Origin of the sequence: Flavobacterium sp. 1 (genome assembly GCF_002797935.1) — a bacterium.
Classification (GTDB): Bacteria; Bacteroidota; Bacteroidia; order Flavobacteriales; family Flavobacteriaceae; genus Flavobacterium.
In genome coordinates this window covers 4,084,894-4,099,254 of the sequence record NZ_PGER01000001.1, presented here as the reverse complement: position 1 = coordinate 4,099,254, position 14,361 = coordinate 4,084,894, and the positions used below count along the sequence as shown (strand labels likewise).

Sequence of the window (14,361 nt, the reverse complement as noted above, 5' to 3'; positions counted from 1 at the left end):
ACTTTAACTAATGGTGTAGTAGCAGGATTAGGAATGACTTGGTTGGTTGATGTACACATCAAAGACGCAAATAATTGTACTGCGATGACCACAATTACTATAACCAAAGATGATACTCCAACAGTAACAATACCAACTTTGGCTAGTAATCAATGTACAGCTAATGGAAACTATAGTTTTACTGCTACAGGAACTGGAGTAGCACCATTAAGTTTTAGCATTGATGGGACTAATTTCTTTGCTAGCGCAGGTACAACATACACATTTACGGTTCCAGTACCAACATTGGCTTCAGAAGTTTATACTGTTACTATAAAAGATGGAAATGGTTGTACAGCAACAAGTGCAACTTCAACTACAGTATATAAACCTTTGACTCTAAATGTTGTTCAAGATAAGGATATCACTTGTGCGGCTATGCCTATCACAGGTGCTCAATTTACTTTGACTGGTGCTGATGGAAATCCAGCGTACACTTACGCAGTAAATATTAATGGAGGAGGATTTAATCCAATTACTTCACCTTATACAACAAGTACTATTGGAACGTATGTTTTCAAAGTTACTGATAGCAATACTTGTAGTGTAACTAGTGAAGTGTTTAATGTATCAACACCACTGCCGCCTGTAATCGTTTCAACTCCAATTATTCTACCAATATTGTGTACAGGAGGAAGTGCAACGATGCAGGTAAATATAAATTCATTGATAGGAGTTGGTCCCTATACTTATACAGTTACGCAAACAGCACCAATTGCTGGCATCCCGATAGTACAAGTTTCAAATAATGTATTCGCAGGATTAGTTGCTGGTTCTTATGATATTAAAATTGCAGATGCAATTGGATGTATTTCTGCGATTGCTACAAAAGTAATAACAGAGCCGGCAGTTTTATCAGCCTCAGTAGCTGGATTTGCAGTAAAAACCAACTGTGATGTTGCTACCGATGTAAAAGTTCTTGCCACTGGCGGTACTTTACCGTATTATTATGATTTCGGTACTGGTTACAGCACAACGGATAACATTACGGTTAATGATAATGGATCCGACCAGTTAGTTGCTTATTCTGTTAAAGACGGCAACGGCTGTATTGTTACAGGAAGTACAACGGTGTTCAAATTAAATCCTCCAGCATCAGGCAGTATAACGGCTACACCGATTTATTGTGCACCATTGGCCAGTACCACAAGTACAGTAACAGTAAATGCAGCAGCAGGTACAGGAGTAGGGACTTTGACTTATACTATACTGCCATCTGTTCCAACAGGAGTTGTACAGACAGGAAATCAGTTTGCAGGCTTATCAGTAGGTGATTACACCTTCCAGGTAACGGACGCTAATGGCTGTTCATATCAAGAATTATACACAGTGAAAGCGGTGACGCCTATTGCTATAGTGGGCGGAGTAACCAATGCAATTTCATGTAATGCATCTAATGGGACCAACACTAATGGTTCGGCAGCATTTACAGTTACAGGAGTATCTGCATCGTCTACCTATAAGTATGATATTAATGGAGGAGCGGTAACGACAGGACAGACAGCCTCTACAATTAATTTATCATCACTTGGAGCAGGCACTTATGTAGTGACTGTTACCGATGAAACTACGCTTTGTACCAGCTTTGCCTCGGTGACGTTATCAGAACCGGCAGCAATTGCTTATACGGCTGGAGCATCCAAAGTATACTGTACACAGGATATTTCACAAATTACTGTAAGCGGTGTAAGCGGCGGCACAGGAGTTTATACTTATGCAGTTGTAAAATCAGCAGCACCAGCACCAATCGCCTATAGTAACAATCCAGTACTTTCAGCAGATACGAATCTTGCTGATTTATCTTGGGATGTTTATGTAAAAGATGCTAATGGATGTATTGAGATAAAAACGATTGCAGTTCCATTTGATTTGGCACCAGCGGTTAAAGCTTTACCAATAGCGACACAATGTTTTGTTGGTTCTCCATTGACAGTTGACCTTTCCCCTTATTTTGATATCCCGGCAGGCGGAGCCGTTTATACCGTAAACGGATCAGATATAGCAGGTTCAAATGCAGTATTAAATGCCTCTGGCACTTATGTTTTTGGAGTAAGAGATGCCAACGGCTGTACAGTTACGACTCCTTATACAGTAAATCCACAGCTTCAGATTGATGCTGTTCTGGTAAGCGATCTGACATGTATTGCAGATGCAGTTATTAGTTTTACGGCTAAAGACGGCAGCAGTTCTTATACGGCTTATGAGGTTTCCTACAATGGAAATCCTTATGTTGCTGCAAGTTCTCCAAACACTTATGCTTTGGCAGGTACTTATAAATTCAGGGTAACAGACAGTCAGGGCTGTCAGGCGGAATCCAATGATGTTATTGTAACGCCAAAAACAGTTCCAGCTTTCACAACGGCACAAGTTAATGTAAGCTGTATAGGAAGCACAGATGCAAGTTTGACTATCACAGCTTCTAACGGAATTGCGCCTTATACTTATGCATTATCAGGAACGAACCATACAGGAGATGCTTCAGGAATCTATACAGGATTGCCAATAGGTTCTTATACAGTTACAGTTACAGATGCTAAGGGATGTACTTCATTAGCAGCAGCGGCAATAGTTATTTCTAATCCGGCAGTTTTATCAGCCTCAGTAGCTGGATTTGCAGTAAAAACCAACTGTGATGTTGCTACGGATGTAAAAGTTCTTGCCACTGGCGGTACTTTACCGTATTATTATGATTTCGGCACTGGTTACAGCACCGCTGATAGTATTACGGTTAATGATAATGGATCCGACCAGTTAGTTGCTTATTCTGTTAAAGACGGCAACGGCTGTATTGTTACAGGAAATACAACGGTGTTCAAATTAAATCCGCCAGCATCAGGCAGTATGACAGCTACACCGATTTATTGTGCACCATTGGCCAGTACCACAAGTACAGTAACAGTAAATGCAGCAGCAGGTACAGGAGTAGGGACTTTGACTTATACTATACTGCCATCTGTTCCAACAGGAGTTGTACAGACAGGAAATCAGTTTGCAGGCTTATCAGTAGGTGATTACACCTTCCAGGTAACGGACGCTAATGGCTGTTCATATCAAGAATTATACACAGTGAAAGCGGTGACGCCTATTGCTATAGTGGGCGGAGTAACCAATGCAATTTCATGTAATGCATCTAATGGGACCAACACTAATGGTTCGGCAGCATTTACAGTTACAGGAGTATCTGCATCGTCTACCTATAAGTATGATATTAATGGAGGAGCGGTAACGACAGGACAGACAGCCTCTACAATTAATTTATCATCACTTGGAGCAGGCACTTATGTAGTGACTGTTACCGATGAAACTACGCTTTGTACCAGCTTTGCCTCGGTGACGTTATCAGAACCGGCAGCAATTGCTTATACGGCTGGAGCATCCAAAGTATACTGTACACAGGATATTTCACAAATTACTGTAAGCGGTGTAAGCGGCGGCACAGGAGTTTATACTTATGCAGTTGTAAAATCAGCAGCACCAGCACCAATCGCCTATAGTAACAATCCAGTACTTTCAGCAGATACGAATCTTGCTGATTTATCTTGGGATGTTTATGTAAAAGATGCTAATGGATGTATTGAGATAAAAACGATTGCAGTTCCATTTGATTTGGCACCAGCGGTTAAAGCTTTACCAATAGCGACACAATGTTTTGTTGGTTCTCCATTGACAGTTGACCTTTCCCCTTATTTTGATATCCCGGCAGGCGGAGCCGTTTATACCGTAAACGGATCAGATATAGCAGGTTCAAATGCAGTATTAAATGCCTCTGGCACTTATGTTTTTGGAGTAAGAGATGCCAACGGCTGTACAGTTACGACTCCTTATACAGTAAATCCACAGCTTCAGATTGATGCTGTTCTGGTAAGCGATCTGACATGTATTGCAGATGCAGTTATTAGTTTTACGGCTAAAGACGGCAGCAGTTCTTATACGGCTTATGAGGTTTCCTACAATGGAAATCCTTATGTTGCTGCAAGTTCTCCAAACACTTATGCTTTGGCAGGTACTTATAAATTCAGGGTAACAGACAGTCAGGGCTGTCAGGCGGAATCCAATGATGTTATTGTAACGCCAAAAACAGTTCCAGCTTTCACAACGGCACAAGTTAATGTAAGCTGTATAGGAAGCACAGATGCAAGTTTGACTATCACAGCTTCTAACGGAATTGCGCCTTATACTTATGCATTATCAGGAACGAACCATACAGGAGATGCTTCAGGAATCTATACAGGATTGCCAATAGGTTCTTATACAGTTACAGTTACAGATGCTAAGGGATGTACTTCATTAGCAGCAGCGGCAATAGTTATTTCTAATCCGGCAGTTTTATCAGCCTCAGTAGCTGGATTTGCAGTAAAAACCAACTGTGATGTTGCTACCGATGTAAAAGTTCTTGCCACTGGCGGTACTTTACCGTATTATTATGATTTCGGCACTGGTTACAGCACAACGGATAACATTACGGTTAATGATAATGGATCCGACCAGTTAGTTGCTTATTCTGTTAAAGACGGCAACGGCTGTATTGTTACAGGAAGTACAACGGTGTTCAAATTAAATCCTCCAGCATCAGGCAGTATGACAGCTACACCGATTTATTGTGCACCATTGGCCAGTACCACAAGTACAGTAACAGTAAATGCAGCAGCAGGTACAGGAGTAGGGACTTTGACTTATACTATACTGCCATCTGTTCCAACAGGAGTTGTACAGACAGGAAATCAGTTTGCAGGCTTATCAGTAGGTGATTACACCTTCCAGGTAACGGACGCTAATGGCTGTTCATATCAAGAATTATACACAGTGAAAGCGGTGACGCCTATTGCTATAGTGGGCGGAGTAACCAATGCAATTTCATGTAATGCATCTAATGGGACCAACACTAATGGTTCGGCAGCATTTACAGTTACAGGAGTATCTGCATCGTCTACCTATAAGTATGATATTAATGGAGGAGCGGTAACGACAGGACAGACAGCCTCTACAATTAATTTATCATCACTTGGAGCAGGCACTTATGTAGTGACTGTTACCGATGAAACTACGCTTTGTACCAGCTTTGCCTCGGTGACGTTATCAGAACCGGCAGCAATTGCTTATACGGCTGGAGCATCCAAAGTATACTGTACACAGGATATTTCACAAATTACTGTAAGCGGTGTAAGCGGCGGCACAGGAGTTTATACTTATGCAGTTGTAAAATCAGCAGCACCAGCACCAATCGCCTATAGTAACAATCCAGTACTTTCAGCAGATACGAATCTTGCTGATTTATCTTGGGATGTTTATGTAAAAGATGCTAATGGATGTATTGAGATAAAAACGATTGCAGTTCCATTTGATTTGGCACCAGCGGTTAAAGCTTTACCAATAGCGACACAATGTTTTGTTGGTTCTCCATTGACAGTTGACCTTTCCCCTTATTTTGATATCCCGGCAGGCGGAGCCGTTTATACCGTAAACGGATCAGATATAGCAGGTTCAAATGCAGTATTAAATGCCTCTGGCACTTATGTTTTTGGAGTAAGAGATGCCAACGGCTGTACAGTTACGACTCCTTATACAGTAAATCCACAGCTTCAGATTGATGCTGTTCTGGTAAGCGATCTGACATGTATTGCAGATGCAGTTATTAGTTTTACGGCTAAAGACGGCAGCAGTTCTTATACGGCTTATGAGGTTTCCTACAATGGAAATCCTTATGTTGCTGCAAGTTCTCCAAACACTTATGCTTTGGCAGGTACTTATAAATTCAGGGTAACAGACAGTCAGGGCTGTCAGGCGGAATCCAATGATGTTATTGTAACGCCAAAAACAGTTCCAGCTTTCACAACGGCACAAGTTAATGTAAGCTGTATAGGAAGCACAGATGCAAGTTTGACTATCACAGCTTCTAACGGAATTGCGCCTTATACTTATGCATTATCAGGAACGAACCATACAGGAGATGCTTCAGGAATCTATACAGGATTGCCAATAGGTTCTTATACAGTTACAGTTACAGATGCTAAGGGATGTACTTCATTAGCAGCAGCGGCAATAGTTATTTCTAATCCGGCAGTTTTATCAGCCTCAGTAGCTGGATTTGCAGTAAAAACCAACTGTGATGTTGCTACGGATGTAAAAGTTCTTGCCACTGGCGGTACTTTACCGTATTATTATGATTTCGGCACTGGTTACAGCACAACGGATAACATTACGGTTAATGATAATGGATCCGACCAGTTAGTTGCTTATTCTGTTAAAGACGGCAACGGCTGTATTGTTACAGGAAGTACAACGGTGTTCAAATTAAATCCTCCAGCATCAGGCAGTATAACGGCTACACCGATTTATTGTGCACCATTGGCCAGTACCACAAGTACAGTAACAGTAAATGCAGCAGCAGGTACAGGAGTAGGGACTTTGACTTATACTATACTGCCATCTGTTCCAACAGGAGTTGTACAGACAGGAAATCAGTTTGCAGGCTTATCAGTAGGTGATTACACCTTCCAGGTAACGGACGCTAATGGCTGTTCATATCAAGAATTATACACAGTGAAAGCGGTGACGCCTATTGCTATAGTGGGCGGAGTAACCAATGCAATTTCATGTAATGCATCTAATGGGACCAACACTAATGGTTCGGCAGCATTTACAGTTACAGGAGTATCTGCATCGTCTACCTATAAGTATGATATTAATGGAGGAGCGGTAACGACAGGACAGACAGCCTCTACAATTAATTTATCATCACTTGGAGCAGGCACTTATGTAGTGACTGTTACCGATGAAACTACGCTTTGTACCAGCTTTGCCTCGGTGACGTTATCAGAACCGGCAGCAATTGCTTATACGGCTGGAGCATCCAAAGTATACTGTACACAGGATATTTCACAAATTACTGTAAGCGGTGTAAGCGGCGGCACAGGAGTTTATACTTATGCAGTTGTAAAATCAGCAGCACCAGCACCAATCGCCTATAGTAACAATCCAGTACTTTCAGCAGATACGAATCTTGCTGATTTATCTTGGGATGTTTATGTAAAAGATGCTAATGGATGTATTGAGATAAAAACGATTGCAGTTCCATTTGATTTGGCACCAGCGGTTAAAGCTTTACCAATAGCGACACAATGTTTTGTTGGTTCTCCATTGACAGTTGACCTTTCCCCTTATTTTGATATCCCGGCAGGCGGAGCCGTTTATACCGTAAACGGATCAGATATAGCAGGTTCAAATGCAGTATTAAATGCCTCTGGCACTTATGTTTTTGGAGTAAGAGATGCCAACGGCTGTACAGTTACGACTCCTTATACAGTAAATCCACAGCTTCAGATTGATGCTGTTCTGGTAAGCGATCTGACATGTATTGCAGATGCAGTTATTAGTTTTACGGCTAAAGACGGCAGCAGTTCTTATACGGCTTATGAGGTTTCCTACAATGGAAATCCTTATGTTGCTGCAAGTTCTCCAAACACTTATGCTTTGGCAGGTACTTATAAATTCAGGGTAACAGACAGTCAGGGCTGTCAGGCGGAATCCAATGATGTTATTGTAACGCCAAAAACAGTTCCAGCTTTCACAACGGCACAAGTTAATGTAAGCTGTATAGGAAGCACAGATGCAAGTTTGACTATCACAGCTTCTAACGGAATTGCGCCTTATACTTATGCATTATCAGGAACGAACCATACAGGAGATGCTTCAGGAATCTATACAGGATTGCCAATAGGTTCTTATACAGTTACAGTTACAGATGCTAAGGGATGTACTTCATTAGCAGCAGCGGCAATAGTTATTTCTAATCCGGCAGTTTTATCAGCCTCAGTAGCTGGATTTGCAGTAAAAACCAACTGTGATGTTGCTACGGATGTAAAAGTTCTTGCCACTGGCGGTACTTTACCGTATTATTATGATTTCGGCACTGGTTACAGCACCGCTGATAGTATTACGGTTAATGATAATGGATCCGACCAGTTAGTTGCTTATTCTGTTAAAGACGGCAACGGCTGTATTGTTACAGGAAATACAACGGTGTTCAAATTAAATCCGCCAGCATCAGGCAGTATGACAGCTACACCGATTTATTGTGCACCATTGGCCAGTACCACAAGTACAGTAACAGTAAATGCAGCAGCAGGTACAGGAGTAGGGACTTTGACTTATACTATACTGCCATCTGTTCCAACAGGAGTTGTACAGACAGGAAATCAGTTTGCAGGCTTATCAGTAGGTGATTACACCTTCCAGGTAACGGACGCTAATGGCTGTTCATATCAAGAATTATACACAGTGAAAGCGGTGACGCCTATTGCTATAGTGGGCGGAGTAACCAATGCAATTTCATGTAATGCATCTAATGGGACCAACACTAATGGTTCGGCAGCATTTACAGTTACAGGAGTATCTGCATCGTCTACCTATAAGTATGATATTAATGGAGGAGCGGTAACGACAGGACAGACAGCCTCTACAATTAATTTATCATCACTTGGAGCAGGCACTTATGTAGTGACTGTTACCGATGAAACTACGCTTTGTACCAGCTTTGCCTCGGTGACGTTATCAGAACCGGCAGCAATTGCTTATACGGCTGGAGCATCCAAAGTATACTGTACACAGGATATTTCACAAATTACTGTAAGCGGTGTAAGCGGCGGCACAGGAGTTTATACTTATGCAGTTGTAAAATCAGCAGCACCAGCACCAATCGCCTATAGTAACAATCCAGTACTTTCAGCAGATACGAATCTTGCTGATTTATCTTGGGATGTTTATGTAAAAGATGCTAATGGATGTATTGAGATAAAAACGATTGCAGTTCCATTTGATTTGGCACCAGCGGTTAAAGCTTTACCAATAGCGACACAATGTTTTGTTGGTTCTCCATTGACAGTTGACCTTTCCCCTTATTTTGATATCCCGGCAGGCGGAGCCGTTTATACCGTAAACGGATCAGATATAGCAGGTTCAAATGCAGTATTAAATGCCTCTGGCACTTATGTTTTTGGAGTAAGAGATGCCAACGGCTGTACAGTTACGACTCCTTATACAGTAAATCCACAGCTTCAGATTGATGCTGTTCTGGTAAGCGATCTGACATGTATTGCAGATGCAGTTATTAGTTTTACGGCTAAAGACGGCAGCAGTTCTTATACGGCTTATGAGGTTTCCTACAATGGAAATCCTTATGTTGCTGCAAGTTCTCCAAACACTTATGCTTTGGCAGGTACTTATAAATTCAGGGTAACAGACAGTCAGGGCTGTCAGGCGGAATCCAATGATGTTATTGTAACGCCAAAAACAGTTCCAGCTTTCACAACGGCACAAGTTAATGTAAGCTGTATAGGAAGCACAGATGCAAGTTTGACTATCACAGCTTCTAACGGAATTGCGCCTTATACTTATGCATTATCAGGAACGAACCATACAGGAGATGCTTCAGGAATCTATACAGGATTGCCAATAGGTTCTTATACAGTTACAGTTACAGATGCTAAGGGATGTACTTCATTAGCAGCAGCGGCAATAGTTATTACAGAGCCTGCTTTATTGAAAGCATCGGCTGTTGTAACGCCATTTGGTTGTTCAATTACTAATGCACCTCAAGATGCAGTGATTACCATTAATGCATTAGGCGGTACAACTCCGTACAGTTACAGTTTTGATAATGGTTTCACTTTCCAAACAAGCGCGTCATTCACTGTTAATAGTTCGCAGACTATAAATTATGTAGTTCTTGATGGTAATGGTTGTAAAACTATTGGTTCTGCTGATGTATTACCATACACACCGCCAACGGATATGGACATAACTGCATCAGCAGTGTATTGTAATGCACCATCAGCTACTGTAACAGTAAATTCTGTGACAGGTGGTGTACCTTCATATACCTATAACATTGACGGAGGTGCTTACCAAGTTTTAAATGAATTTTACAATTTGCTTCCAAAAATATATGTTTTAGGAGTTAAGGATGCAAATGGATGTATTGTAACAAAACCGTTTGAAGTAAAAGAGGCTTCTAAAATTACTGCTTCAGCTCAATTAGTTAATAATGTTTATTGTATGACTGGAAATACTGGATCAGTAAGGTTTACAGTTTCTAATTATATAAATTCGGGTAATTATACTTTTGGTTTGACACCAGCAACAGGTTCATTTACTCAAAGCGGTGATGTAATTACTTATACTGGTTTGGTTGCAGGTTCTTATACGTTTACTGTTACTGATAATATATCAGGTTGTGTGGCTACAGTAGCTAACTTTAAGATTGATGAGCCTATTGATGCAGTCAATTTCACAACTACAGCTACAAACATTAATTGTACTAATGATAATGCTACAATTTCAGTAACAGCGACAGGTGGTACAGCACCGTATAAATATGCAGTGGCTAGAGCAACTGATCCTGTTCCAGCATTATCAAGTTTTATTACGAGTGATCAATTAGCTGTAGATACTAATAATGGTATCTACATGAATTGGGTCGTTTATGTAGCAGATGCTAATGGCTGTCAAATAAATAAACCGCAATCAATAATTTTGGATGCTAGCCCAACTATAAGCAGTGCTATTGCTACTAAATGTCCAAGCGCAACGGGTACTTATGATATTACGGTTACAGCGTCAGGGTTTAGTACGGCTTTAGAATATAGTTTAGACGGAATTAGTTTCCAAACTAGTAATATCATTACGGTAAATAAAGCAGGAAATTATAATGTAATAGTAAAAGATGCTAATGGCTGTCTTTCAACTGCAGCACCAGTTACTATTTTACAACCGCTAAGCTTAACAGCTGTTGTTGCTACTGTTCCTTCTTGTGATGACAATGACGGTAAAGTTAATGTATCGGCAACAGGTGGTTCTTCAAATTATGTGTATAATATTGATGGTGGTGCATTTGTTGCAACGACTTCATTTAATGGAGTAACAGGAGCAAATCACACATTTGGAGTGCGTGATACGGATACTTTATGCGAGTTTTATGTGCCAGTTAGTTTAACAAAAGCAACATCAGTTACAGGGTTTGCTTTGAGCATGACTTCAGTTACTTGTAACGGTGGTGCTGATGGTACTATTACAGCAAAGATGGATACTCCAGCATCTGGAATAAATGATAATCCAGTGTATATGTATAGTCTTAATGGAGGAACGCCACAGGCTTCTAATGTATTCACAGACTTAAAAACAGCCAATGGATATACTGTAATCGTTACTTCAGGAAGAGGTTGTAAAGCAACAGCTTCAATTGATGTTACTGAGCCTGGAATTATTACTGTTCCTGCTCCAGTTGTAACTGAGTTTGGCTGTACAACAGGTAATGGAACCAATTATGCTACTATTTCGGTAGGATTGCCAACAGGAGGTTCTAATGTTTTCACAATTTATGAATTTATAAAAAATGGTAATTCTGTTCAAAGAGGAGATAACCCAGTTTATATTGAATCCGATTTATTGGGAAGCAATTATAATTATGTGATCAATGTATATGACAGCAAAGGATGTGTTGGTACTACTATGGCAATCATTAAACCATTTATTGGTATCGATTTTGCTGCTCCTTCTGCAGTGACTGTGATCAAACCTATTACTTGTAACAGTAACGAAGATATTCAGGTTAATGCAACGACTACAGGTGGAACACCAGCTTCGTTAAATTATACTATTGAAGGAACAGCGACAAATGCAATAGCTTATCCATCCCAAACGAATACTTCTGGTCAATTTACTAATTTAACAGTTGGCAGTTATACCATTACGGTTAGCAATCCTATAACAGGATGTAGTTTGAAAACAGTTCATTATGTAAATGAGCCTAACACATTTGATCTTGTTGCTAGTAATGTTAAAAATGTAACTTGTCATGGAACTTCTACAGGAAGTGTGGATTTGACTTATGTTGATAATCAGTTAGTTCCTTCTAATGATGCAGGTGCATTTAGATATATTATCACAGGCCCAACAGGCACTAGTCTTCCGATAACAACTTCGGGGGCTGCAATCAATATTCCAAATTTACCAGCGGGAGTTTACACTGTTAAGGCAACATTAGTAGCTACTCCAACTTGTGAAGTTGAAACAACTTTCACGATAGAACAGCCAGCTGCTATATTGAAAATTTCAGAAAATCATACTCCAATCACTTGTGATCCAGGTAATGATGGAACAATTTCAGTAAGTGCAGATGGAGGATGGTCAAGTAATTATCTATATGAGTTGGTTGGTCCTGTAAGTGTGGCGTATTCAGCTCAAAGCGATTTCACAGGTTTGACTGATGGACTTTATACTATTAATGTTAAAGATATTAATGGCTGTATTGCAACAACTACTGTACAATTGAGTAACCCAAAACCTATAATTGTTACAGCAAGTGCTGTGGCTAGTGTATTATTGTGTAATGGAGATTCAACCGGAGAAATTGTTGTTAATCCTCCAACGGGTGGTCAAGGAAGTAATTATTCTTATATTTTAAATTATATTTCTGCTAGTCCAGTTTTCTCTTCTGCTCCTCAATCAAGCCCTGTTTTCTCAGGTCTTAGAGCTGGAACGTATTCAGTAACAGTTGTTGACGGACTTGGTTGTATTTCACAGCCAACCGCTAATATAATACTAACTGATCCAGCTAAAGTTGAAGCAACATTAGCATTGGCTAGTGAAAAAACTTGTCAAAATGATGCTAGGCTTACTTTGAGTGCAACCGGCGGCAAAGGGCCATATGAGTATAGTTCTGACATCAATTTCGCAACAATATTAGGTTCATTCGCATCAACGAAAACGTTTAGTGTTGGATTAGGAGATCATCAGTACTATGTTAGAGATGCTAATGGCTGTGTTGGTTTTATTTCAAACAATGTTAAGATAAACCCAATTACACCTTTATCTCTTAATTTAGATTTAAGTAATGCAGTAGTTATGTGTAAAGGTTCTTCAACAGGAATTATCGATGCAACAGCTTTGGGTGGTTTAGGTAATTACGGATTCACATTGTTAGATAACTCAAATAATATAATTAGACCTCTTCAGGCAACTGGTTATTTCGAATATCTTCCTAAAGGTAATTATGTAGTACGTGTAGATAGTGGTGATTGTCAGTTGGAGAAAGCAGTAACTATTACTGAGCCAAATACAGCAATAGCAGCTACCTACACTGTTACTCCTATTACTTGTAATGGTAATAATGACGGTAAAATTGTAATTAATGCTTCTGATGGAACTGGAAAGATTACATATGCAATTTCACCTAATTTGAATCAATACTTTGAGACTAATACTTTCGAGAATTTAGAACCTGGTTTCTATAAAGTAATTGTTCAAGATCAAAATGGCTGTTTTATTCTGTTTAATGACATTGAAGTTAAAGAGCCAGCTCCTATTATTGCAACTGTAGTTCCAGGATCAATTCAACAATCCGTTTGTTCTGATTTTAATGAAGGTGCATTTAATATTACAGTCACTGGAGGAGTTGGTCCATACAGTACTAGTATAGATAATGAAGCAGGACCGTATGTTCCAGGTCAATTTACTTTTAGTAAGTTATCAGGTGGTACTCATACTGTTTATATAAAAGATGCTAATACTTGTACATATCCACTAGTTGTAGAATTAGACGCTTCAGTTACTTTGAATCCGGTTGCAGTTCTGTCTTATGATTGTGTGAACGATTTACCAGCTAATAAAGTTACTGTCAACATTGATTCAAGCAATAAGCCTGCAGATGTTGTATATTCTTTAGACAGCAGTTCTGTAACGCAAACCAGCAATGTTTTCACTAATCTTGTTCCTGGCGATCATTTCATAATTGCACATCATAAAAATTACTGTGTAGACGCTACTGCAGTTTTCCATATTGATCAGATAGATCCTTTGGCAATGACTTTAGATCTTGGAAGATTAAATGAGATTGTGGCTACAGCTACTGGCGGTTCTGGAGTATATCAATACTCAGTAAATGGTGAATCTATAGGATCTAACAACAAATATATTTATTACCATTCTGGTGATTATGCAGTGACGGTGACTGACAGCAATGGCTGTTCATTTACAGCTACTAAACATTTTGATTTTGTTGATATCGAGATACCAAATGTCTTTACTCCAACTGGAGATGGGACAAATGATACTTGGGAGCCTACGAATACAATTAACTATCCAGATATTCAATTTGTGGTGTATGATCGTTATGGCCGTGAAGTAGGCAGTTTTGGAGCTGGACAATCTTGGGATGGTAAATACAAAGGTGCTGAATTGCCTATGGGTGATTACTGGTATGTATTGAAACTAAGAAATTCTCAAGATGATCGCGAATTTATTGGACACTTTACCCTATACAGATAG

At 39.9% G+C, this 14,361-nt stretch carries 1 protein-coding gene (only partly in view); it reads left to right on the top strand.

Annotated features, from left to right (window positions below):
• Nucleotides 1-14,361 carry the 3' end of a T9SS type B sorting domain-containing protein gene (locus tag CLU83_RS16535; protein WP_198512307.1) on the top strand. The gene continues 19,068 nt to the left of window position 1, outside the view, so 14,361 of the gene's 33,429 nt are visible here — the last part of the coding sequence; its start codon lies off the left edge, out of view; its stop codon occupies nt 14,359-14,361.